Genomic DNA, 22,851 nt, shown 5'->3' on the forward strand with positions numbered 1-22,851 from the left:
TTATCCACGCCATCTGATCCTCGCGTCAGCGGCAGGATCGGATGGTCTTTCTCGAAAGTGAGCGCATGTTGGCAGGTCGATGATGATCTCGACAGACAATAGGAGACGGATGGTCACGGCCATGCTGCTCGGACCGGCAGCGGCATGGCTCGTCGTCTTCCTGGTGCTGCCGTTCATAGCGATCATCGTCTTTTCCTTCGGCGAACGGGCGCCGGAAGGTGGCTACCAGCCGGCGTTCACGCTCGCTCAGTTCGCCAATCTGGGCGCGCGCGCCGCGGCTTTCGCAAACACGTTGACGCTCGCTCCGATCGGGGCCCTGGCGTGCCTGCTGGTTGCCTATCCTGTTGCCTATTATCTTGCCGTCAAAGCCGATCCGAGACATCGAATGCTGCTGGTTTCGCTTGTCGTCGTCCCGTTCTGGACAAGCATGCTGGTACGCACCTATGCCTGGATGTACCTGCTTGGCGGGCGCGGCATCCCGCACCTCCTCGACCTCGTCGGCTTCAGCGACGTGCGGCTCCTGAACACGCCGGGCGCGGTCCTGCTCGGCATCGTCTATGGCTACCTGCCGCTCATGATCCTGCCGATCTATGTCAGCCTCGAAAAGCTGGACCGGCGCCTGCTTGAGGCTTCGGCCGACCTCGGCGCGCATCCATTCTCGACCTTCTTCGGCATAACGGTGCCGCTCTCGCTGCCCGGCGTCATGACCGGCATCGCGCTCGTCACCATCCTGCTGCTCGGCGAATACCTGATCCCGCAGTTGCTCGGCGGAGGAAAGGTCTTCTTCATCGGCAACGCGCTGGTGGATTTGTTCCTGCAGTCGCGCAACTGGCCATTCGGCTCGGCCATCGCAGTCACGCTCGTTGCGGTGGTGGTTATGGTCCTGCTCATCGCGATGCGCATCGCATGGCGTGTCGCCGGCACCCGCCAGGTGGATCTGATGTGATGCGCGCGCTGGTTTTTGCAGTCTATCTGTTTCTCTATACGCCGATCGCGCTGGTCGTCCTGTTCTCCTTCAATTCGGGGCGCAACGCCAGCGAGCTCGTAGGCTTCTCCACGCAGTGGTACGGCCGCGCGCTTTCCAATCCCTTCCTGATGGAAGCGTTGCAGACCAGCCTGATCATTGCCTTTACCAGCGCAGGTTTGGCTGCGGTTTTTGGAACCATGGCTGCCATCGGTCTGGAGCGTGTCGGCCCACGCGTTCGCGCCATCTTCGACGGCCTGTTTGCGGCGGCGATCGTTGTGCCGGGCGTCGTCATAGGCATCGCGACCCTGGTTGCATTGGCGGAGCTGTTCTCCTTCGTCAACCCGATGCTGGCCAGCGTCTGGCCGGGCACCAACGTTCCCAAGTTGAGTCTCGGCTACGGTTCGATCATCGCGGCGCATGGGCTGTTTTCGATGGCGCTCGTCACGATGATCGTGAAGGCCCGCATCGCCAGCCTCGGGCGCGATATCGTCGAAGCGTCGGGCGACCTCTATGCCTCTCCCCTCACCACCTTCCGCGAAATCGTGCTGCCGCAGATCAGGCCCTCCATCGTCGCGGGCTTTCTCCTTGCCTTCACGTTTTCCTTTGACGACTTCATCATCGCCTTCTTCGTTGCCGGCTCGAAGACGACTTTGCCGATCTACGTCTTCGCGTCGATCCGGCGTGGGGTCACCCCGGAGATCAACGCTGTCGCAACCATGGTTCTCGTGGCCTCGCTGGTCCTGATCGTCATTGCGCGCATCCTCATGCGCGAAAAGAAAATTGCCAGCTAGGGCCTTCCCGTTTTTCACGGAAACGCTCTAGCTCTTTGTTTTAACGCAATTCCGGACGGAAAACCGTTTCACACTTTTCCTGGAATTGCTTTGGACGGAACTGTCATGATCCTTCGCAATCGTGTTGCTGTCGTCACCGGGGCAGGCTCGGGTATCGGCGAAGCCGGCGCGGCCATCATGGCGCGCGAGGGCGCACATGTGATCGTGGCCGACATCGACGCGGCCAAGGCAGCCAGCACGGTGCAGCGTATCTGCGCATCCGGCGGCAGCGCCGAGCAGCTCGCGCTCGATGTCACGGACGATCGGGCCTTGCGCGAGGGGATTGCTGCGGTCTCCGATCGTCATGGCCGGATCGACATATTGCACAATCACGCCGGCGTTCAGATCGCCGGCGACCTGGAGACGGTCGAGGTTGAGGGGTTCGACCGTTCCTGGGATCTGAACGTGCGCGCGCATTTCATGGCCGCGCGTGCCGTCATGCCGATCATGAAACGAGCCGGCCGCGGCGTGATCCTCAACACCTCTTCCAGTTCGGGCGTACTCTACGATCGGGAAATGATCGCCTACACCACCACCAAGCATGCGGTCATCGCCATGACGCGGCAGATGGCGGGTGACTACGCGCGCTTTGGCGTGCGCGTAAACGCATTGTGTCCGGGATGGGTCGATACGCCGTTCAACGCGCCTTTCATTTCCCAGATGGGCGGGCGCGACGCGATTGAGACATACATAAAAACCAAGGTGCCGCTCGGCCGCTGGGCGGAGGTTTCCGAGATCGCCGAGCCCATCCTGTTCCTGGTTTCGGATCGCTCTTCCTATGTCACCGGGCAGATCCTTGTCGTCGATGGCGGCGAGACCGTCGTCTGACGTTTCGAACGGGGCCGTCGCCGTTCGGCGTGCGCCCTCTGGCATTGGGCATTGAATTTTGCCGCCATGTCGAGTAGGGGAGGTCCACCAGGCCGGGCCCCTCTGGCAGCCATCCAGGCTGTGATGTCGGACTGGGATTTCAATCCGGTGGCCTGGCTGAGACGTCCCTGAATTCTGGCAGTGTTGATACGCTAGCGCGATCGCGCCAGAGCAGCTCTGAAAGCTACGCCGCCCTGCAGATACAAAGGGTGCCGTATGACTGAACTTATCAATTCCTTCCTGACTCCCGAAGCGATGACAGCGCTGTTCCAGGTCATCATGATCGACCTGGTGCTGGCCGGCGACAATGCCGTCGTCATCGGCCTTGCCGCGGCAGGCCTGCCCAGGCACCAGCGTGCCAAGGCGATCCTGATCGGCATCATCGCCGCCACCGTCCTGCGCATTGGTTTTGCTGCCGCCACCACCCAGCTTCTCCAGATCGTCGGGCTTCTCTTCGTCGGCGGCCTGCTTCTGCTCTGGGTCTGCTGGAAGATGTGGAGCGAGCTGCAAAGTGGCCACGGCCAGGAGGCGCTTGCATTCGAAGCCGCTGGTGACGTTCCGCATGGCGGCACAACGGCTGTCCCGAACAAGACCTTTGCCCAGGCCGCCTGGCAGATCGTCATCGCCGACGTTTCGATGTCACTCGACAACGTTCTGGCGGTTGCCGGTGCGGCGCGCGAACACCCGGAAATCCTGGTGTTTGGGCTCGTCCTGTCGATCGCGCTGATGGGCATCGCCGCGAGCTTCATCGCCAACCTGCTGCAGAAGCATCGCTGGATCGCCTATGTCGGCCTCGTCGTCATCCTCTATGTGGCCGGCGACATGATCTATCGCGGTACGCTCGAGCTGCTGCCTTACGTGACTGGAGCGTAACTTCCTGAAGCAGGCGACCGGCATTTGACGATGCCGGTCGTCTCACGCGCAGCGGTCCACTGCTTGGTGTTCAGCGCGTGAAGCTCTGTGCGTTGCCGGCATCGACATTAATGATGTTGCCGGTCGATTTCGCCGACATGTCGGACGCCAGGAAGTAGACCGCCTCGGCGATGTCTTCCGGGAACACCGAGCGTTTCAGCATCGAACGCTTGCGGTAGTGTTCTTCCAATTCGTCCGGCTGCATGGAATAGGCAGCCGCGCGCTGCTCGCGCCATTCGCCGGTCCAGATCTTGGAACCGCGCAGCACGGCGTCGGGATTCACCGTATTGACGCGGATCTGATGGTCCGCGCCCTCCAGTGCCAGGCAGCGGGCAAGATGGATCTCGGCTGCCTTGGCCGTGCAATAGGCTGCGGCATTGGGTGAGGCGGCAAGCCCGTTCTTGGAAGCGATGAAGACGATGTTGCCGCCGAGCTTCTGCTGCTTGAAGGTGCGGAAAGCCTCGCGCGACACCAGGAAATAACCCTTGGCGAGGATATCCATGTTGCGGTTCCACATCGACAGCTCAGTGTCTTCGACCGGCGCCGCAGAGGAAATGCCGGCATTGGATACCAGGATGTCGACTCCACCGAATTCGACCGCACTGTCGGCATAGGCAGTTGCAACGCCGGCTTCGTCGGTCACGTCGAGCCTGACGGTGCGCACGAAATCCTTGCCAAAGACCTTGCCCAGTTCATCCTGCGCTGTGCCGAGTGCCGCCTCGTCGATGTCTGCCACGACCACGCAGGCGCCCTCGCGCAAAAGCCGGATGGCTGTCGCCTTGCCGATGCCGCCGGCGCCGCCGGTGACGAAGGCGATCTGTCCGGCCAGCGATTTTGGTTTCGGCAGGCGCTGCAGCTTGGCTTCCTCGAGCAGCCAGTATTCGATGTCGAAGGCATCCTGTTCCGGCAGGCCGGCATAGGAGGAGACAGCCGCCGCACCGCGCATGACGTTGATGGCGTTGACGTAGAATTCGGCCGAGATGCGCGCGGTCGCCTTGTCGGCGGCAAAGGTGAACATGCCGACGCCCGGCATCAGATAGACCACGGCGTTGGGGTCTCGCATCGCAGGCGAGTCGGCATATTTGCAGCGCTCGTAATAGGCCTGGTAGTCGGCGCGGTAGGCGTCGAGCGCGGCAGGCAGCGCCGCCACGACAGCATCGATGTCCGGTTTGGCGGGATCGAAGCCGATAACCAGCGGCCGGATCTTGGTGCGCAGGAAATGGTCGGGGCAGGAGGTCCCGAGCGGCGCAAGCGCCGGCAACTCAGCCGAATTCACGAATTCGAGCACCGCGTCGGAATCGTCGAAATGACCGATCTTCGCAGCACCGGGCTTCGAGATCATGCCGCGCACGATCGGCATCAGCCTCGCTGCAATGGCGCGCCGCTCGGGCGCCGGCAAGGACCGCGTGACCGCGCCGCCGAAGGCCGGCTTGCCCATTGTCTCGCGCTCGAACCAGTCGATGGCCTGGTTGATGACGTCGACGGTTGTTTCGTAGCACGCCTTTGGCGTGTCGCCCCAGGTGAAAAGGCCGTGGCTTTCCAGGATGACGCCGCGCGCCTCAGGGTTCTCGGCACAGAATTTCGCCAGCCACAGGCCAAGTTCGAAGCCTGGCCGTTTCCATGGCAGCCAGCCGATCGTGTCGCCGAAGATCGTCTTCGTAAGGCTTTCGGAGTTCCGGGCAGCCGCGATGGCGATGATCGCGTCGGGATGCATGTGGTCGACGAAGGGCTTCGGCACATAGGCATGCAGAGGTGTGTCGATGGAAGCCGCACGCGGGTTGAGGTTGAAGGTGCAGTGCGGCAGGTAGCCGACCATCTCGTCCTCATGCTCGACACCGCGATAGAGGTTCTTCAGCGCGCGCAGCTTGTCCATGTAAAGCGTGGCGAAGCCGTCGAGCTTGATCGAAGCGCTGTCGCCGCCCGAACCTTTCACCCACAGGACCTCGACGTCCTCGCCGGTCAACGGGTCTTTCTGCCAGACCTTCGATGACGTGTTGCCGCCGCCGTAATTGGTGATGCGCTTGTCCGAACCCAAGAGATTGGAGCGATAGACGAGCCGCTCCGGCTCGCTCATCGCAGCAGCCTTCCCGTCGTTCCAGAGATTGGCGAGCCGCGCCGGCTGTTTGTCGAGCATGTCGAAATCCTCCCGCCGGCCTCCCGGGCGCGGCACGAGCGTAAAATCAGGCCAATGTGTGCAGTTTGTCAATCATGAAAGATTGAAGTCAATCATATTGCGCCTGCTAACTGCTTATATGCATTGCAGTATGAGCGAAGTTTTTCACAAATGGCTTGCGTGATCCTCATTTTTGCGTAACTTGGATCATGGCGCTCGGTTCTCGGGTCGTCACGGGAGGATTTGGCTTGAACGATTTGGTCCGCCATCGGCAGATCATCGAGCTGCTGCGCGATCGGCCCTTTGCGTCGGTGCGCGAGCTGCAGGAACATCTTGGCGTTTCGGCGGCCACCATCCGGCGCGACATCGACAAGATCGACCAGTCCGGCGGTGCACGGAAGGTCTATGGCGGCATCTCAGCCCTCGACGGCGCGGCCTCCCAGACCACTGCCTTCGCCCGGCCTTATGATGAAAACCGGGATCTCGCCGTCGACGCCAAGCGTCAAATCGCCGAACTGGCATCGACCATGGTGCAGGATGGCGATGCCGTCATCGTCAATGGTGGCTCGACCTGCTACCACCTTGGGGTCAAGCTGGCGGAACGCAACGTCCGCCTGTTCACCAATTCCATGCCGCTTGCCGCCTATCTGGGTGAGCACGGCAAATGCAACCTGACGATTGCCGGCGGCGAATTGCACCGTGAGCCGCGCGTCATCTATTCGCCGTCGCAGTCCGCCGATTTCTATGCCTCGAAGTTTTTTTTGGGCGCGCAAGGCATCGGCCCCGACGGCTTGCTGGAATCTCATCCCTTGATGGTTCGCTCCATTCAGGAGCTCAGCCGGCAGGCAGACCAGGTCATCGTGCTGGCCGACAGCCGCAAATTCTCGATCCAGGCGCGCAATGTCTCGCTGCCGCTCTCGCGCGTCGGCACGGTCATTACGGATGACGGCTTGTCCGATCAGGCTGCCAAGATGCTGGAAGGTGCCGGTGTCACGGTGTTGATGGCGACTGGAGGATCGGCATGACCCCGGCGCTGGAGATGCGCAACATCAGCAAGACGTTCGGGGCGGTGCGGGCGCTTCGCGGCGTATCGCTGACCGTCCAGGCGGGCGAGTTGCACGCGCTGATGGGTGAAAACGGTGCCGGCAAGTCGACGCTCATGAAAGTGCTGTCGGGCGCCTATCGGCCAGATCCCGGAGGCGAGATATTCGTCAACGGGGTGGCGATGCCGGGTGGCGATCCCAAGCGCGCTCGAAACAACGGCATCGCCGTGATCTACCAGGAACTTTCGCTCGCTCCGAATTTGACGGTCGCCCAGAATATCTTTCTCGGCAATGAGCCACGGCGTTTCGGCATCGTCGACGCCGGCGCGATGGCCATGCGCACAACGGCAGCCCTGAAACGTCTGGGCCTGTCATTGGCGCCGCGCACCAAGGTGGCAGCCCTTTCGCTGGGCGAGCGACAAATGGTCGAAATCGCGCGAGCGCTGTCCGCGGATGCCAAGATCATCGTCATGGACGAGCCGACCACCTCGCTGACCACGCGCGAGACGGATCGGCTGTTCGACGTCATCGCCGAACTGAAGCGCCAGGGCATTGCTATCATCTATATCAGCCACCGGATGGAAGAGATCTATCAGCTGGCCGACAGGGTCAGCGTCCTTCGCGATGCGGGCTATGTGGGCACGCTGGAACGCTCAGAACTCAGTGCCTCGCGCCTTGTCTCGATGATGGTGGGCCGGGACCTTTCGACTTTTTACAAGAAAGATCATCGCAGCCCTTCGGCCGCCAGCGAAGTCGTGCTCGAGGTTCGCGGACTGTCCGATGGCCGCCTTTTGAAAGACTGTTCCTTTGACTTACACAAGGGCGAGGTGCTGGCGCTTTCCGGACTGGTCGGGTCCGGTCGCACCGAACTCGCACGCCTGATCTTCGGCGCGGACCAGCGCCGGGCCGGCACGATGAAACTTGCCGGCCGTCCCGTGACCATCAACTCCCCGATCGATGCGTTTCGGGAGGGCATCGCGTACCTGACCGAGGACCGCAAGCAACTCGGCTTGTTCCTCGAAATGTCGATTTCCGACAACATCAACATCGGCGTGCAATCCGGCGATGCCTATGCGCTCGGCCTCCGCAATTTCGCAGCCGCCGAGAAACGATCTGCGCAAGCAATTTCAAGCCTATCCATTCGCACCAAATCCGGTCGCGTCAATGTCGGTTCGCTGTCGGGCGGCAACCAGCAGAAAGTACTGCTGGCGCGGCTGCTGGAGACCCAGCCAAAGGTCGTCATCCTCGACGAGCCGACGCGCGGCGTCGACGTCGGCGCCAAGTCGGAGATTTACCGCCTGATCGATGGCCTGGCGGCGCGCGGCGTCGGCATCCTGATGATTTCGAGCGAATTGCCGGAGGTGATTGGCGTCGCCGATCGCGCGCTGGTGATGCGCGACGGAAGGCTGGTGGGAGAAGTGGCATCCCAGCCTGACCGACCGATCAGCCAGGAGGCGATCATGGAGCTGGCAACCGGGGCTGCAGGGCAATGAGTCAGGAAACGAACATCTCCCCGGCTTCCGCGCCTTCGTCGGCGCGTTTCCGCTCGCTGTTTGCGGCGGCAGGAATGCTGCCGATCCTGGTCGTCCTGGCGCTGGTGTTCCAATACATCAACCCGCGCTTTCTCACCGAAACCAACCTGCTGATCGTGATGCAGCAGTCCGCGATCAACATCGTTCTCGCGGCGGGCATGACGTTTGTCGTTCTCACCGGCGGGATCGACCTGTCGGTAGGGTCCATCCTGGCCGCATCGGCCATGGTTGCCATCATCGTCTCGTTGATGCCCGATATCGGCATGCTCGGACTGCCTGCCGCGATACTCGTCGGCTTGGGCTTCGGCCTGATCAACGGAATTCTCGTCGCCTATATCAAGCTTCCGCCCTTCATCGTGACGCTGGGCTCGTTGACTGCCGTCCGCGGCGTCGCACGATTGCTGGGCGGCGATACCACCGTTTTCAACTCCGACCTGCCGTTCGATTTTATCGCGAACAGTTCGTTCCTGCGCATTCCCTGGCTGGTCATCATCGCGCTTTCCGTGGTCGTCATCTCATGGGTGATCCTGAAGCGCACCGTGCTGGGGAACTGGATCTACGCCGTCGGCGGCAATGCCGAAGCCGCCCGGCTGGCCAGCATAAAGGTGCCGCTGGTCCTGCTTTTCGTCTATGGCGTGTCCGGGCTCCTTGCCGGACTCGGCGGCGCCATGTCGGCGGCTCGCCTCTACGCGGCGAACGGTTTGCAGCTTGGCCAATCCTATGAGCTCGACGCGATCGCGGCCGTCATACTCGGCGGCACGAGTTTTGTCGGCGGCGTCGGTTCGATCTGGGGCACGCTTGTCGGCGCGTTGATCATCGCTGTCCTGTCCAACGGCCTCATTCTCGCCGGCGTGTCGGACATCTGGCAGTACATCATCAAAGGTCTGGTCATCATCATCGCAGTCGCTCTGGACCGCTACCGGCTGCAGGCAGGTGCCCGGACATGATGGCACTGGCGAAACCTCAACAACGATAATTGTGACAACCGGGAGGAGAAGAAATGAAATTTGTAGTGAAGGCTGCCTTGGCGGCACTGCTTGCATCGGTGGCGATTGCCGGAGCTCACGCCAAGGATCTCAACAAGGTCGGCATTTCCGTCGGCTCGTTGGGCAACCCGTTCTTCGTGGCCACCATCAACGGCATCACCGACAAGGCGAAGTCGATCAACCCCAACGTGGAAGTCACGTCGGTTTCATCGGACTACGATCTCAACAAGCAGTTCTCGCAGATCGATAATTTCATCGCGGCAGGTGTCGACATCATCATGCTGAACGCCGTCGACCCCAAGGCAATCGGCCCGGCCATCGCCAAGGCCAAGGCCGCCGGCATTGTCGTGGCGGCTTTCGATGTCGGCGCGGAAGGGGCTGATGTGACGGTGATGACCGACAACGTCTCTGCCGGGCGGCAGGCGTGCCAGTACATCGTCGATCACCTCAAGGGGACCGGCGAGGTCATCATCGTCAATGGCCCGCAGGTGACGTCCATCGCCGATCGCGTGAAGGGTTGCAAGGAAGCTTTCGGTGCCGCATCGGGGATCAAGGTCCTCTCCGACGACCAGGACGGCAAGGCGTCGCGCGACGGCGGCTTCGCGGTTGCACAGGCGCTGTTCACCAAATTCCCAAAAATCGACGGGATCTTCGCGATCAACGACCCGACCGGCATGGGCGTCGTCCTGGCGGCCAAGCAGCTCAACCGCAATGAGTTCATTCTGACCGGCGTCGACGGCTCGCCGGATGTCGAAGCGGAACTGAAGAAGGGCGCCGACACGCCGTTCAAGGCGACCCCTTCCCAGGATCCTTACGGCATGGCTGCGCAGTCGCTGGAACTTGCCGCCAAGATCATGAATGGCGAGAAGGTCGAACCGAATGTCATCCTGCTCGATCCCAAGCTGATCACGGCCGAAAATGTCGGCGAGTACAAGGGCTGGACCGCGGCTCGCTAGCCCTCGACTTGATGCAGCCGGCTTCCGGGCCGGCTGCGATTTCCTGCAGATCGTTGGAGATTTTCATGTCGCGTATCGGGATCCATTCATTCGTCTGGTCGGCAAGCTCCAATCGCGAGGCGCTGGAGAAGACGCTCGACCAGAGCAGGGAAGCCGGCTTCGACCTCATCGAGCTTTCTTATCTGGACCCCTCGCATGTGGACATTCCACGCCTGGCCAAGAGCATCGCGGACAGAGACCTTGGCGTCGCCATAAGCATCGGTCTGCCCGCCGAGGGCGACATATCGAGCGCCGACAAGGCGACAGCGGAGCGTGGCGTCGACATTCTGGAGCGGACGGTGGCTCTCACGCGGGACCTTGGCGGCAGCAAGCTTGCCGGCATACTCCAGACGGCGCACGGGCTGGAGACTTCCGCTCCGACCGCCGACAGTTGGAAGCGCAGCGCGCACACTTTGGCCGAGGTCGCGGAAAAGGCGAAAGCCGCAGGCGTTTCGCTCAATATCGAGATCGTGAACCGCTTCGAGAGCAATTTGCTCAACACCGCCGCGCAGGGGCTTGCCTTCATCGAGACCAGCGGGTCGGACAATATCTTTCTCCATCTCGATACGTTTCACATGAACATCGAGGAGGCCGACGTCGCACTGGCGCTGCGCCACGCCGCGGGAAAGATCGGATATTTTCACATCGGTGAAAGCCATCGCGGCTTCCTTGGCACCGGCAGCATCGACTGGGTGGCGATCTTCGACGCTCTGGTGGCCATCGGTTACGCGGATGACATCACCTTCGAATCCTTCTCCTCGGAAATTGTCGACGAAAAGCTGTCGCGCAAGACCGCTATCTGGCGCAATCTTTGGCAGGACAACATGGAGCTGGCCAAACACGCGCGTCGCTTTATCGATGTCGGGCTGGAGACGGCGCGTCGCAAACAGGAACTGGTCACCGCGAGCCACAGGCCCGGTGCGTGAGTTACGAGGCGACGGTGAACCAACGGACATCAAGCGGGACACTCGCAGTTTTCGATCTCGGAAAGACCAATTCGAAGCTGTTTGTGTTTGCGCCCGACGGTACCTTGCTGGACGAGCGCCGCACCAAACCGGTGTGGAAGGATTATCGTGGCCGGCACGTGCTCGACGACGAGCGCCTGTTCGCCTGGATGAGCCGTGAGCTCGCCGATGTCGTTGCCAAGCACGATGTCGACGGGCTGATGGTCTCGGCGCATGGCTGCGCCTTCGCTCTGGTGCGCGGCGATGAGCTTCTCCATCCCGTGCTGGATTACGAGCAGGAGATCCCGCCCTCGACCGCCCGGGTGATCGACCCGATGCTGCCGGATTTCTCGGAGACCTACACGCCCTGGCTGCCGCTCGGCTTCTCCATCGCGCGCCACATCTATTGGCTGAAGCAGGAAGAGCCGAAAGCCTTTGCCGATACGCAGTGGATCCTCTGCTATCCGCAATATTGGGGCTGGCGGTTTTCCGGCCGCCCGCTGGCGGAATGGTCCTATCTCGGTGCGCACAGCCAGCTATGGGCTCCGCTGAAGCGCGACTTCTCCTCGCTGGTCGACCGGCTGGGCTGGCGCGAGATGTTCCCGGAGATAGAGCCCGCGGGCGCCGTGATCGGCGAGACGCTCGTTGCTTTGCCGGACGGGTCGAGCCGCTCAATCCGCGTCCACAACGGCGTGCACGATTCCAATGCGGCACTTGCCTATTACCGCATGACTGGCCTGTCCGGCTTCACGCTGGTCTCGACCGGCACCTGGGTCATCATCATCAATCTCGACTGCCCGCTCGACGCGCTCGACCAGGAGCGCGACATGATTTCCAATGTCACGGTCGACGGTGAGCCGGCGCCGTCTCTGCGCTTCATGGGTGGCCGTGAATACGACCTGATCAGCGAGAACTGGAACCAGCCGATCTCGCAGCAGGCGGTCGAGCGTGTGATGGCGCGCGGCATCTTCGCCTTGCCTTCCTGGGCCGCCGGCGGGCCGTTTCCGGAGATCAGCGGCAAGATCGTCGGCGGTGATGTCGAGGGCGAGGAGCGCGCAGCCGTTGCCGCGCTCTATGTGCTGATGATGACGGACCTGTCGCTCGACCTGATCCGCTCCGACAATCTCCTGGTGGTCGATGGCGGCCTCGCCAAGATCGAGCTCCTGACGGCAATGCTCGCACAACTGCGCCCCGGCCAGACCGTCATTCACTCCGAAATGAGCGAAGGCTCTGCAACGGGCGCAGCCGCCCTTGCCTTCAAGGCGCTCGGAACGATGCCGTTCCGCGACGAGACCGTGCCGGTCGCGGCGAGCAGCGTGGCGGGCCTCGAAGCCTATCGCGACCGCTGGCGCGAACTGGCCGGCAATGCTCGGGATGCCGCGCGTGCCGAGAAAAGGGAGGCAAGCCTGTGAGTGCCGCCCCCTATGTCAGCCTGACCGGCATGTCGAAATCCTTCGTTGGCGTGAAGGCGCTGAAGGATGTCAGCTTCGACGTGCGCCCGGGCGAAGTGCATGCGCTGCTCGGCGAAAACGGCGCCGGAAAGTCGACGCTGATCAAGATGATGTCGGGCCTCTATTCGCCCGATGCCGGCACCATCACGGTGGATGGCAAGGACATGAAGTTCGCTTCCACGCGCGATGCGTCGGCCGCCGGCATAGCCACCGTCTATCAGGAGCTGTTGCTGTTTCCCGAGCTGACCGTCGCGGAAAATGTCTTCCTCGGCAACTACCCGCGCAGGCCGGGCGGCTGGATCGACTGGGCCGAAGTGCGGGCGCGCACGCGCGCGCTTCTGGACCAACTCGACACCTTCGACCTCGATGTCGACGCCAAGGTGCTGACGCTGTCGGTGGCGCAGCGCCAGCGCGTCGAGATCACCAAGGCGCTTTCCAAGAATGCGCGCATCCTGATCATGGACGAACCGACCGCCTCGCTGGTGGAGTCGGACGTGCAGCGTCTGATGGCGGTGGTGCGGCAGTTGCGCGAACGCGGCGTCGGCATCGTCTATGTCAGCCACCGCATGCCGGAGATCTTCGCGCTGGCCGACCGCGTCACCGTGCTGCGCGACGGCGGCTATGTCGCCACCCGTGACATTGGCGAAGTCGACGAAGCACAACTCGTTTCCATGATGGTCGGCCGGCCGATCGACAGCCTGTTCCCCAAGGCCGACGCCAAGATCGGCGACACGGTTCTGGAGGTGAAGAACCTCAATCACGGCCGCCATGTGCAGGATATTTCCTTTTCCTTGCGGCGCGGTGAGATCCTCGGCGTTGCCGGCCTGGTCGGCAGCGGCCGCACCGAACTCGCGCTCACGTTGTTCGGCATGACGCCGGCGACCTCGGGCGAGATCGTCCTGGAGGGCAGGACGGTCGCCATCACCTCGCCGCGCCAGGCGCGCGACCTCGGCATCGCCTATGTGCCGGAGGATCGCGGCCAGCAAGGCTTGGTGAAACAGATGGCGATCCGCAAGAACGTTTCGATGGCTTCTATCGAGCGCTTCTCGGCTGGCATCTTCATCAAGGCCGGGGCGGAAGCGCAGCGTGCGCTCGACGCAGTCAAGCGCCTCAGTGTCCGTTGCCGCAACATCGCACAGCCGGTCGGCGAACTGTCGGGCGGCAACCAGCAGAAGGTGGTCATCGCCAAATGGCTGGAGACCAATCCCAAAGTGCTGATCCTCGACGAGCCGACGCGCGGCGTGGATGTCGGCGCCAAGGCGGAGATCCACACCATCATGGGTGAGCTGGTGAAACAGGGGGTCGCCATATTGATGATCTCCAGCGAGCTCCCGGAAGTGCTCGGCATGAGCGACCGTGTGCTGGTGATCAGCGGCGGCCGCCTCACCGGCGAGATCGACAGGGCGGACGCGACGCCCGAACGGGTCGGCATGGCGATGACCGCGCATCAGAGTGGGGAGGCCGCCTGATGAGTGCCGTCGTCGATCTCCCACCGACCCGCCCGGCATCGGGCGCGCAAAGGCCAGGCTTCTTCCGGCGGCTGTTTGCCGACTACGGCCAGGAACTGGTCGTGCTGGCCGCGGTCGTCGCCCTGTTCATCGTCGTGACGATGGTCAATCCGCGTTTCATCAGCGCCAACAACCTGACCACGATCTTTTCTGGCAATGCATATATCGCGGTGGCTGCCATCGGCATGGCCATGGTCATCATCACCGGCCATATCGACGTCTCCGTCGGCGCGCTGATCGGCGTGCTGGCGACGATCTCCGGTACGCTGGCGGTCGCCGGCTATCCCATCTGGATCGCCTGGCTGGCGCCGGTGCTGGTCGGCATGGCGGTCAATGCCTGCATCGGCGGTCTGGTCGCCTATGCGCGCATCCCTTCGATCGTGGTGACGCTCGGTGCCTTGTCGATCATGCGCGGCGGGCTGATCAGCGTCACCGGTGGTACCTGGATCACCAATCTGCCGCCGTCCTTCCTGATTGCACAGAAGAGTGTCTTAGGCCTGCCGGTACCGCTGGTCGTCATGGTGGTCCTGACCGTGCTTGCTGCACTGTGGATGCGCTACTCGGCCTTCGGTCGTTCGCTTTATGCCATCGGCGGCAATGCGGAGGCGGCACTCGCCACCGGCATACCCGTCGAGCGCCGCACTGTCGCGGTGTTCGTCATCCATGGCGCCTTCGCCGGGCTGGCGACCATCCTGTTCGCAACGCAGCTGCAGGTGATCCAGTCGACGGTGCCGCCCAATCTGGAACTCACCGTCATCACCGCCGCCGTCATCGGCGGTGTGTCGATCCTCGGTGGCTCCGGCACGGTCATCGGCTCGACGCTGGCGACCATCCTGTTCGCCACGATCGGCTCGGCGCTGATCTTCGTCAACGTCTCGGCCTACTGGCTGCGCGCGGTCATCGGCCTGCTGATCCTGGCGACGGTGCTCGCCGACATGCTGCGCCGGCGCGGCAGGATTTGAGGGGCGCACGGATGAACTGGAAATCCCTGCTCCGTCACGAAACCTTCCTGGCGCTTTTGCTGGTTGTCGTGCTGATCGTGCTGTCGTTCCAGTCCGATCGTTTCTTCACCGTCTCCAACCTGCTCAACCAGGGCCGGCTGATGACCGAGATCGGCCTCATCGCCATCGCCATGACCTTCGTCATCGCCACCGGCGGTATCGATCTCTCCGTCGGTTCGATCCTCGGCCTGACCGCGATCCTGACCGGCGTGTTCTGGCAGAACATCGGCATGCCATTGCCGCTGGCGGCAATCGCGGCGATCGCCGTCGGCACGCTGGCGGGTTTCGCCAATGGCGCCATCATCACCCGTTTCAACGTGCCGCCACTGATCGCGACGCTGGCGACACTCGCGCTCTATCGTGGGCTGGCCGAGGGCATCAGCCAGGCCCGCTCGGTGCGCGGTTATCCAGACTGGTTCTATGTGCTCGGCCAGGGCGAGGTGCTGGGCGTACCGACGCAGCTCTGGATCCTGGCGGCGGCGGCGATCATCGCTTCGATCATCCTTGCCTACACGCGCTGGGGTCGCACCGTCTACGCCATCGGCTCCAACGAGGTCGCCAGCCGCTTTTCCGGCCTTTCGGTCGAGAAGACCAAGCTCGCCCTCTACACCGCGTCTGGTTTCGCGGCGGCGGTGGCCGGCGTGATCTTCGTCTCGCGTGTCTCGACCACACGCTCCGACATGGGCACCGGCATCGAACTCGACGCCATCACCGCAGTGGTGCTCGGCGGCACCTCGATCTTCGGCGGCCGCGGCACCATCGCCGGCACCATGATCGGCCTTTGCCTCATCCAGGCGCTGAAGAATGGCCTGTCGCTCGCCGGGGTGAAGGGCGACGGCACCATCATGCTCATCGGCGCGGTACTGATCCTGGCGATCCTCGCCAGCAACCTCTTCGAGAGGAGCGGCACTCGATAACAAGGGAGAAGCGTCCTTCACTGCCGCTCATCAGTGTCCGGACGAATAATTGGAGGATGAAATGCATAAAATCGTGCTCAGCGCACTGCTGGCCTTGTCCTTCTCGACAAGCCTCAGCCATGCCCAATCCGCCGCCTGGACCGGTGGTGACGACTTGCCGACCAACCCGCTCGCCTGCGATGCCACGCCGGCGACGGTCGCCGCCAAGCCTTATGACGGCGGCTCACCGACGAATGCGCCCGACCGCAAGGGCAAGACGCTGAAAGTCGTCGATGTGCCGAAGCTGGTCGGCATCGGCTATTTTAACGCCACGTCCAAGGGCATTGCCGATGCGGCCAAGGAAATCGGCACGATGGATGCCAAGACCGACGGTCCGAGCAAGGCCAACATCGATGACCAGATCACGCTGATCGACAACTACATCACCAGCGGCGTCGACGGCATCCTGTTCGCCGCCAACGACCCTGTCGCGATCGCGCCGGTGCTCAAGAAGGCGCTCGCCGCCGGCATCAACGTCGTCGGCTACGACGCCAACTCGACGCCGGATGCACGCCAGTGGTTCGTCAACCAGGCCGAGTTCAACGGCATCGCCAAGGCGATGGTCGATTCCATGGCCAAGGAGACCGGCGAGGATGGCGCCTTCGCCATTGTCACCTCGACCTTCACCACGCCGAACCAGGCGCGCTGGATTGCCGAAATGGCGGCCTACCAGGCCAAGTGCCATCCGAAGATGAAGTGGCTGGAGACGGTGGAAGCGCAGGAGGACAACATCCTTTCCTTCAACCAGACCAACACGCTGCTCAACAAATATGGCGACGAGCTGAAGGGCGTCTTCGGCATGACCAGCGTCGCCACGCCGGCGGCTGCGGATGCGGTCACGCAGGCCAACAAATGCGGCAAGGTCGCGGTCGTCGGCCTCGCCACGCCGAACGCCATGAAGCCCTATGTTGCGGCCGATTGCGTGAAGTCGGTGGTGCTGTGGAATCCGGTTGATCTGGGCTACGCCGCCGCTCACGTGCTGCGCGCCGTCGCCGACGGAACTCTGGCGCCGGGAGCAACCTCGGTGAAGGCTGGCAAGCTTGGCGATCTCTCGGTCATCAACGGCTCGGAGATCCTGCTCGGCGCGCCGACCGTCTTCACCAAGGACAACATCAACAATTTCGACTTCTGAGATTGCAGAGGAGATGCACGTTGGAGCGTCTCCTCCCAAGAAATCGGCCGGCCCGCTTGCCGGCCGATTTCAGCCCCGAAATTGGAAAGGATCGCCATGCCTGCGGTCGATTGGCAAGCCGAGCTTGCCGCGCTGAAAACCCTGTCGGCCCGTATCGGCAACGACCCTTTGCTGACGCAGGGAGCTGGCGGCAACACGTCGCTTAAGGTCGACGGCACGCTCTGGATCAAGGCGTCCGGGACCTGGCTCGCCCATGCCGCCGAGCGCGACATCATGGTGCCCGTCGAGATGGCACCGTTGATCGCGGCGGTCGAGGCTGTCGACCCCGCCGCCGAGCAGGCGCAGCAATTCGTCGTCACCGAACTCAACGGCTCGGGCCTGCGCCCCTCGATCGAGACCACCGTGCATGCGCTGATGCCGCACCGCGTGGTGCTTCATGTCCATTGCGTCGACACCATCGCTTTTGCCGTGCGCAGTGACTGCGTCGAGCAGATCGGCCCACGCCTTGCCGGCCTCGATTGGGCGTATGTGCCTTATGCGCGGCCCGGCCTGCCGCTGGCGCTCGCCATCGCCGAACACAGCGGCAACCGGCCGGATGTGCTGATCCTGGCCAATCATGGTCTTGTCGTCGGCGCCGAAACGGTGACAGAGGCCGAAACGCTGCTGGACGACGTCAAGGCGCGGCTGCGCGTCGCTCCACGCACCGCGCCCGACCCCGACACGGACACGCTGGTCCGCCTGATGGCCGGCGGCGACTACCGGTTGCCGTTGTCCGAGGCCGCTCACGCGGTCGCGACCGATCGGCAGAGCAACGCACTGGCTGCTCGCGGAAGCCTCTACCCGGATCATGTGATCTTCCTCGGCGCCGGTTCGGTCATCGCGGCGCGAGATGAAGATGCTGCCGCCGTGGTGAGGCGTCTGGATGCAGCACCCATCGCGATCCTGTGGCCGGAGATCGGCGTCCTCATGCGCAACGATGCGGTACCCGGCGCGGACGCCATGGCGCGCTGCCTTGCCGATGTGACGGCGCGCATTCCTGCTGATGCGCCGGTCCGCATGCTGACTGAAGAGGAGCATCGACAACTGACCGACTGGGACGCGGAGAAGTACCGGCAGGAGCTCGCTCGGAAGAAGATCGCCTGATGGATAGCCTCCTGGCCATAGGCATCGACCTCGGCACGTCCGGCGCCCGCGCCGTGGCGATGACGCCGTCCTTCGACATCGTGGCGCAGGGTGCAGCCCGACTCGCGGAATTCGGATCCGACCTGCGCGATCCGGCGATCTGGTGGAAAGCGGTGGAGCGCGCGCTGATGGACACGCTTGCCGGGATCGACCGGACCAGCGTGCACGCCATTGCGGTGGATGCGACATCGGGGACGATCCTGCCTATTGACATCGAAGGCGAACCGCTTGCCACCCCGCTGATGTACAATGACAGGGTCGACGATGACGAACTGCTGGCGCGCATTCATGCCGTCATCCCAGCCGAGAGCGGCGCCCACGGCGCCACCTCCGGGCTCGTCAAAGCGCTGCGGTTCCAGTCGGTGCCGGGCATCGCCAAGGTCCTGCACCAGGCCGACTGGATCGCCGGCCGGCTCGCAGGACATTACGGCACGACCGACGAGAACAATGCGCTGAAAACCGGCTACGACCCGGTCGAACGGCTCTGGCCGGATTGGATCATGGCCACGGGACTCGACACTAACCTTCTGCCGCGTGTGGTCGCACCCGGCGCGCCGGTCGAGACCATCGCGCCCCAAATGGCCAAGGTCTTCGGGCTTGGCGAAGATGTGGTGATCGTTGCCGGCACCACCGATGGCTGCGCCTCCTTCCTGGCGACAGGGGCGGACAGGCCGGGCGATGGCGTCACCGCGCTGGGCTCCACGCTGACATTGAAGCTGCTGTGCGATCGGCCGATCTTCGCGCCGGATTACGGCGTCTACAGCCACCGCATCAATGGCATGTGGCTGGCCGGCGGTGCATCCAACAGCGGCGGCAAGGTGCTTTCGCATTTCTTTTCCGCCGACGAGATTGTCCGGTTGTCGGCCGTGATCGATCCGGCGGTTTCCACGGGCCTGGACTTCTATCCGCTGCTGGAACCGGGCGAACGCTTCCCTGTTTTCGATCCCGCCTTTGCGCCGCGGCTGGAACCGCGCCCGGCCAGCGACGCCGATTTCCTCAAGGCGATGTTCGAAGGCATGGCGGCGATCGAAAGGCGTGGCTTCGCCCGCCTTGCCGACCTTGGCGCCGATCCGCTTCGTTCGGTGCGCAGCGTCGGGGGTGGTGCGGCCAATCCGCAATGGAGCGCGATACGGCAACGCGAATTGCAGGTTCCGTTGCTGCCTGCCCAGTCCACTGAGGCGGCGGCGGGATCAGCGCGGCTTGCCCTGGGTGGCCTCCAGGCCGTGGGGGATCTGTGATGGTGCTCGAACTCTCCGGCATCCGTGATCTCGCCAACCGCTTCGATGTCTTCATCCTCGATCAGTTCGGTGTGCTGCATGACGGCACCGCGCCCTATCCCGGCGCGGTCGAGGCGCTGGTGCAACTGAAACAGGCCGGCAAGCCGACCTTGCTGTTGTCCAATTCGGGCAAGCGTTCGGCGCCCAATGAAGCACGGCTGGAAAAGCTCGGTTTCATTCCCGGAAGCTGGGGACATTTCCTGTCTTCCGGCGAGGTCGCCTGGCAGAGCCTGCGCGGGTCGCTCGCCGATGGGAAGGATGTACGTTGCCTGCTTGTTGCGCGCGACGGGGACCGTTCCGCGGTCGAGGGACTGCCGCTGACGCTGGTCGACAACGGATCGGAAGCCGACATCGTGCTGCTCGCTGCCAGCGAGGGTGACCGCTTCGATCTCGACCACTACCGTCGCCTGCTTCAGCCCGCGGCGGAGCGCGGCGCGGTGTGTCTTTGCACCAATCCAGACAAGATCATGCTGACCTCGGTCGGTCCACGCTTTGGCGCCGGGCGCATCGCCGAGCTCTATGCCGAACTCGGCGGGCCGGTGACCTGGATCGGCAAGCCCTTTGCCGAGATCTATGCGGCAGCGCTGAAGATGCTGGGCAATCCCGATCGTGCGCGTGTCGTGTGCGTGGGCGACAGCATCGAGCACGACATCGCAGGCGGACAAGGGGCCGGCTTGAACACCGCTCTGGTGATGACCGGCATCCTTGAGATCGCGACCGCTGCCGAGAGACAGCAGCTTTATGCCGAGCACGGCGCGACGCCGGATTTCCTGCTGCGTGCTTTCACATGGTGAGGAGGAAGACGGTATGGAAACGGTGATCGCGGGCGACGTCGTCGACAAAAGCAACGCCGCGCGCGAGCAGGCGCTCAAGGCGGACTATGCGGTCCTCGGCGAACAGCTCGACCGGCGCGGCATCGCCATCGATGCGATCCTGAAGAAGGTCGAGGCGTTTGGTGTCGCGATCCCATCCTGGGGGGTCGGCACAGGCGGCACGCGCTTTGCCCGTTTCCCCGGCCCCGGCGAGCCGCGCGACGTCTTCGACAAGATCGAAGATTGTGCCGTCATCAGCCAGCTGACGCGGGCGACGCCGACGGTCTCATTGCACATCCCGTGGGACAAGGCCGATCCGAACCGCCTCAAGCAGGCGGCCTCGCGCTTCGGCCTCGGCTTCGATGCGATGAACTCCAACACCTTCTCCGACACGGTCGGCCAGAAACTCTCCTACAAGTTCGGCTCGCTGTCGCATGCCGATGCCGGCGTGCGCCGCCAGGCAGTCGAGCACAATCTCGAATGCATCGAGATCGGCAGGACGATCGGCTCAAAGGCGCTGACGGTGTGGATCGGCGACGGCTCCAACTTCCCCGGCCAGGTCAATTTCGCGCGCGCTTTCGAACGTTATCTCGAGGCGATGAAGGCGATCTATGCCGAGCTGCCGCAGGACTGGCGGCTGTTCACCGAGCACAAGATGTATGAGCCGGCCTTCTATTCCACGGTCGTGCAGGACTGGGGCACCAATTACATCATCGCGAAGGAGCTCGGCGACAAGGCCTACTGCCTCGTCGACCTCGGCCACCACGCGCCCAATGTGAACATCGAGATGATCGTCTCGCGACTGATCCAGTTCGGCAAGCTCGGCGGCTTCCACTTCAACGATTCCAAATATGGCGACGACGACCTCGATGCCGGTTCGATCGATCCGTACCGGCTGTTCCTCGTCTTTAACGAGCTCGTCGATGCCGAACTCGCCGGCGCAAAAGATTTCCAGCCGGCGCATATGCTCGACCAGAGCCACAACGTCACGGATCCGATCGAGAGCCTGATGTTGTCGGCGATCGAGGTGCAGCGCGCCTATGCGGCGGCGCTGCTGGTCGATCGGAAGGCGCTGGAAGGTTTCCAAGAGGCGAACGATGCGCTGATGGCGACGCAGGCGCTGAAGGCGGCCTACCGCACCGACGTCGAGCCGATCCTGGCCACGGCGCGCCTGAACCGGGGCGGGGCGATCGATCCGGTCTCAGCCTATCGCGCCAGCTTCTATCGCAAGAAGGTCGCGGCCGCGCGGCCGGCCGGCGCGGCCGGCGGCGGCGGCATCGTCTAAGTGGGAAGGTCGACCATGCCCGAACGCATCGCCTTTCGAATGGTGCTCAACCCTGGCCAGGCCGTCGAATACCGGAAGCGGCACGACGCGATCTGGCCGGAACTGCGGGAGGCGCTGCACAAGGCCGGTATCTCCGACTATTCGATCTGGCTGGACCCGGAGACCAACCATCTCTTCGCGACGCTGGTGCGGGCCGACGACCACGGCATGGATGCGCTGCCGCAGACCGAGGTGAACCGCCGCTGGTGGGACTTCATGGCCGACATCATGCAGTACACCGACCGCAACGAACCGCTGGTCGTGCCGCTGCAGCAAGTTTTTCATATGGAGTAGACGATGAGTGAGAAGGCCTTGCGCAAGGAAATGGTGTCGATCTGCCGGCGCATGAATTCCAGCGGCATCAACCAGGGTACCGCGGGAAATCTCTCGGTGCGCTCGAACGACGGTTTCCTGATCACCCCATCGGGCCTGCCCTACGAAACCATGGATGCCGATGATATCGTGTCGATGGATTTCGACGGCGGCTATGTCGGCCGCATGCCGTCCTCCGAATGGCGCTTCCATCGCGACATCCTAACCCACCGCAAAGACATCAATGTCGTGCTGCACTGCCACTCGGTGCATGCCACCACGCTGGCCTGTCATCACAAGACGATTCCCGCTTTCCACTACATGACCGGCGTTGCCGGCGGCTCGACGATACGCTGCGCGAAATACGCCACCTTCGGCACGCAGGCGCTGTCCGATCATGCGCTGGTGGCGCTGGAGGATCGCCTTGCCTGCCTGCTCGGGCAGCACGGCCAGATCTCGCTCGGCACGACCTTGGAAGCGGCACTCTGGCTGGCGATCGAGGTGGAGACGCTGTCTCATATGTATGTGCAGGCGCTGATGCTTGGGGAGCCGCCGATTCTGCCGGAGGACGAGATGGAACGCGTCATCGAGCAGATGCGCCGCATGAGTTATGGGCTCGCACCCAACGAGGAAGGCAAGGGCGGCAATGCGCACAAGCGTTAGGGCAGTAGGGTTATCTTCTCCCGCTATTTCCAGTCCGGTACCTA

General features: G+C 63.1%; 21 protein-coding genes. 20 read left to right on the forward strand and 1 reads right to left on the reverse strand.

Going from position 1 to position 22,851, the window contains the following annotated elements; translation table 11 throughout:
• Positions 1–79 precede the first annotated feature (79 nt).
• The 4 genes from L4923_RS19165 to L4923_RS19180 all read left to right on the forward strand — a co-directional run bounded on the left by L4923_RS19165 (position 80) and on the right by L4923_RS19180 (position 3,537).
• Positions 80–946 carry an ABC transporter permease gene (locus L4923_RS19165; RefSeq protein WP_239368027.1) on the forward strand — a complete coding sequence of 289 codons (867 nt, stop codon included), beginning with the start codon at positions 80–82 and terminating at the stop codon, positions 944–946.
• A complete protein-coding gene (locus L4923_RS19170; RefSeq protein WP_239368029.1) occupies positions 946–1,758 on the forward strand; it encodes an ABC transporter permease in 813 nt (270 codons plus the stop codon). Before L4923_RS19165 ends, L4923_RS19170 begins: the two co-directional genes overlap by 1 nt.
• Positions 1,759–1,863: 105 nt before the next feature.
• Positions 1,864–2,625 (forward strand): SDR family NAD(P)-dependent oxidoreductase, encoded by a 762-nt coding sequence (locus L4923_RS19175; protein WP_239368031.1) that lies wholly within the window; start codon positions 1,864–1,866, stop codon positions 2,623–2,625.
• A gap of 267 nt (positions 2,626–2,892) precedes the next feature.
• On the forward strand, positions 2,893–3,537 hold the full coding sequence (locus L4923_RS19180) for a TerC family protein (RefSeq protein WP_425530977.1): 645 nt from the start codon (positions 2,893–2,895) through the stop codon (positions 3,535–3,537).
• Positions 3,538–3,607: 70 nt separating this feature from the next.
• On the opposite strand, the gene L4923_RS19185 is transcribed toward L4923_RS19180, so the two are convergent.
• Complete coding sequence (locus L4923_RS19185; protein ID WP_239368035.1) at positions 3,608–5,710, reverse strand: bifunctional rhamnulose-1-phosphate aldolase/short-chain dehydrogenase; 2,103 nt, start codon at positions 5,708–5,710, stop codon at positions 3,608–3,610.
• Between the two features lie 188 nt (positions 5,711–5,898).
• Here L4923_RS19185 and L4923_RS19190 point away from each other — a divergent pair, with 188 nt between their 5' ends.
• From L4923_RS19190 to L4923_RS19265, 16 genes are all read left to right on the forward strand, one after another.
• Positions 5,899–6,714 (forward strand): DeoR/GlpR family DNA-binding transcription regulator, encoded by an 816-nt coding sequence (locus L4923_RS19190; protein ID WP_425530975.1) that lies wholly within the window; start codon positions 5,899–5,901, stop codon positions 6,712–6,714.
• Positions 6,711–8,225 (forward strand): sugar ABC transporter ATP-binding protein, encoded by a 1,515-nt coding sequence (locus L4923_RS19195; RefSeq protein WP_239368039.1) that lies wholly within the window; start codon positions 6,711–6,713, stop codon positions 8,223–8,225. The genes L4923_RS19190 and L4923_RS19195 overlap by 4 nt, the downstream gene beginning before the upstream one ends.
• Positions 8,222–9,211, forward strand: coding sequence for an ABC transporter permease subunit (locus tag L4923_RS19200; protein ID WP_239368041.1), 990 nt, complete (start codon positions 8,222–8,224; stop codon positions 9,209–9,211). The genes L4923_RS19195 and L4923_RS19200 overlap by 4 nt, the downstream gene beginning before the upstream one ends.
• 53 nt (positions 9,212–9,264) lie before the next feature.
• Positions 9,265–10,206 carry an ABC transporter substrate-binding protein gene (locus L4923_RS19205; protein ID WP_239368043.1) on the forward strand — a complete coding sequence of 314 codons (942 nt, stop codon included), beginning with the start codon at positions 9,265–9,267 and terminating at the stop codon, positions 10,204–10,206.
• A gap of 65 nt (positions 10,207–10,271) precedes the next feature.
• A complete protein-coding gene (locus tag L4923_RS19210) occupies positions 10,272–11,171 on the forward strand; it encodes a sugar phosphate isomerase/epimerase family protein (RefSeq protein WP_239368045.1) in 900 nt (299 codons plus the stop codon).
• A 14-nt stretch (positions 11,172–11,185) separates the two neighbouring features.
• Positions 11,186–12,601: an FGGY-family carbohydrate kinase gene (locus tag L4923_RS19215; RefSeq protein ID WP_239368047.1), complete on the forward strand. Its 1,416-nt coding sequence runs from the start codon at positions 11,186–11,188 to the stop codon at positions 12,599–12,601.
• Positions 12,598–14,109, forward strand: a complete 1,512-nt coding sequence (locus L4923_RS19220) for a sugar ABC transporter ATP-binding protein (protein WP_343303650.1) — start codon at positions 12,598–12,600, stop codon at positions 14,107–14,109. Before L4923_RS19215 ends, L4923_RS19220 begins: the two co-directional genes overlap by 4 nt.
• Positions 14,109–15,110 (forward strand): ABC transporter permease, encoded by a 1,002-nt coding sequence (locus tag L4923_RS19225; RefSeq protein WP_239368049.1) that lies wholly within the window; start codon positions 14,109–14,111, stop codon positions 15,108–15,110. Before L4923_RS19220 ends, L4923_RS19225 begins: the two co-directional genes overlap by 1 nt.
• 11 nt (positions 15,111–15,121) lie before the next feature.
• On the forward strand, positions 15,122–16,066 hold the full coding sequence (locus L4923_RS19230) for an ABC transporter permease (protein ID WP_239368051.1): 945 nt from the start codon (positions 15,122–15,124) through the stop codon (positions 16,064–16,066).
• Positions 16,067–16,127: 61 nt separating this feature from the next.
• Positions 16,128–17,237 carry an autoinducer 2 ABC transporter substrate-binding protein gene (locus L4923_RS19235; RefSeq protein WP_239368053.1) on the forward strand — a complete coding sequence of 370 codons (1,110 nt, stop codon included), beginning with the start codon at positions 16,128–16,130 and terminating at the stop codon, positions 17,235–17,237.
• A gap of 96 nt (positions 17,238–17,333) precedes the next feature.
• Positions 17,334–18,380, forward strand: coding sequence for a class II aldolase/adducin family protein (locus L4923_RS19240; protein WP_239368055.1), 1,047 nt, complete (start codon positions 17,334–17,336; stop codon positions 18,378–18,380).
• A complete protein-coding gene (locus tag L4923_RS19245; RefSeq protein WP_239368057.1) occupies positions 18,380–19,657 on the forward strand; it encodes an FGGY-family carbohydrate kinase in 1,278 nt (425 codons plus the stop codon). The genes L4923_RS19240 and L4923_RS19245 overlap by 1 nt, the downstream gene beginning before the upstream one ends.
• Complete coding sequence (locus tag L4923_RS19250) at positions 19,657–20,490, forward strand: TIGR01459 family HAD-type hydrolase (protein ID WP_239368059.1); 834 nt, start codon at positions 19,657–19,659, stop codon at positions 20,488–20,490. The genes L4923_RS19245 and L4923_RS19250 overlap by 1 nt, the downstream gene beginning before the upstream one ends.
• Before the next feature lie 13 nt (positions 20,491–20,503).
• Complete coding sequence (gene rhaI, locus L4923_RS19255; RefSeq protein ID WP_239368061.1) at positions 20,504–21,793, forward strand: L-rhamnose catabolism isomerase; 1,290 nt, start codon at positions 20,504–20,506, stop codon at positions 21,791–21,793.
• A gap of 15 nt (positions 21,794–21,808) precedes the next feature.
• Positions 21,809–22,126, forward strand: coding sequence for an L-rhamnose mutarotase (rhaM, locus tag L4923_RS19260; protein ID WP_239368063.1), 318 nt, complete (start codon positions 21,809–21,811; stop codon positions 22,124–22,126).
• 3 nt (positions 22,127–22,129) lie between these two features.
• Positions 22,130–22,807, forward strand: coding sequence for a class II aldolase/adducin family protein (locus L4923_RS19265; RefSeq protein WP_239368065.1), 678 nt, complete (start codon positions 22,130–22,132; stop codon positions 22,805–22,807).
• Positions 22,808–22,851 lie beyond the last annotated feature (44 nt).

This window comes from Terribium retamae (genome assembly GCF_022347545.1).
Lineage (GTDB): Bacteria > Pseudomonadota > Alphaproteobacteria > Rhizobiales > Rhizobiaceae > Mesorhizobium > Mesorhizobium retamae.

What these genes read in the sequence shown, in the direction of transcription:
- L4923_RS19165 (WP_239368027.1), top strand. Translation starts at nt 80, where the DNA reads ATGATGATCTCGACAGACAATAGGAGACGGATGGTCACGGCCATGCTG.
- L4923_RS19170 (WP_239368029.1), top strand. Translation starts at nt 946, where the DNA reads ATGCGCGCGCTGGTTTTTGCAGTCTATCTGTTTCTCTATACGCCGATC.
- L4923_RS19175 (WP_239368031.1), top strand. Translation starts at nt 1,864, where the DNA reads ATGATCCTTCGCAATCGTGTTGCTGTCGTCACCGGGGCAGGCTCGGGT.
- L4923_RS19185 (WP_239368035.1), bottom strand. Translation starts at nt 5,710, where the DNA reads ATGCTCGACAAACAGCCGGCGCGGCTCGCCAATCTCTGGAACGACGGG.
- L4923_RS19190 (WP_425530975.1), top strand. Translation starts at nt 5,899, where the DNA reads ATGGCGCTCGGTTCTCGGGTCGTCACGGGAGGATTTGGCTTGAACGAT.
- L4923_RS19195 (WP_239368039.1), top strand. Translation starts at nt 6,711, where the DNA reads ATGACCCCGGCGCTGGAGATGCGCAACATCAGCAAGACGTTCGGGGCG.
- L4923_RS19200 (WP_239368041.1), top strand. Translation starts at nt 8,222, where the DNA reads ATGAGTCAGGAAACGAACATCTCCCCGGCTTCCGCGCCTTCGTCGGCG.
- L4923_RS19205 (WP_239368043.1), top strand. Translation starts at nt 9,265, where the DNA reads ATGAAATTTGTAGTGAAGGCTGCCTTGGCGGCACTGCTTGCATCGGTG.
- L4923_RS19210 (WP_239368045.1), top strand. Translation starts at nt 10,272, where the DNA reads ATGTCGCGTATCGGGATCCATTCATTCGTCTGGTCGGCAAGCTCCAAT.
- L4923_RS19225 (WP_239368049.1), top strand. Translation starts at nt 14,109, where the DNA reads ATGAGTGCCGTCGTCGATCTCCCACCGACCCGCCCGGCATCGGGCGCG.
- L4923_RS19230 (WP_239368051.1), top strand. Translation starts at nt 15,122, where the DNA reads ATGAACTGGAAATCCCTGCTCCGTCACGAAACCTTCCTGGCGCTTTTG.
- L4923_RS19235 (WP_239368053.1), top strand. Translation starts at nt 16,128, where the DNA reads ATGCATAAAATCGTGCTCAGCGCACTGCTGGCCTTGTCCTTCTCGACA.
- L4923_RS19240 (WP_239368055.1), top strand. Translation starts at nt 17,334, where the DNA reads ATGCCTGCGGTCGATTGGCAAGCCGAGCTTGCCGCGCTGAAAACCCTG.
- L4923_RS19245 (WP_239368057.1), top strand. Translation starts at nt 18,380, where the DNA reads ATGGATAGCCTCCTGGCCATAGGCATCGACCTCGGCACGTCCGGCGCC.
- L4923_RS19250 (WP_239368059.1), top strand. Translation starts at nt 19,657, where the DNA reads ATGGTGCTCGAACTCTCCGGCATCCGTGATCTCGCCAACCGCTTCGAT.
- rhaI (WP_239368061.1), top strand. Translation starts at nt 20,504, where the DNA reads ATGGAAACGGTGATCGCGGGCGACGTCGTCGACAAAAGCAACGCCGCG.
- rhaM (WP_239368063.1), top strand. Translation starts at nt 21,809, where the DNA reads ATGCCCGAACGCATCGCCTTTCGAATGGTGCTCAACCCTGGCCAGGCC.
- L4923_RS19265 (WP_239368065.1), top strand. Translation starts at nt 22,130, where the DNA reads ATGAGTGAGAAGGCCTTGCGCAAGGAAATGGTGTCGATCTGCCGGCGC.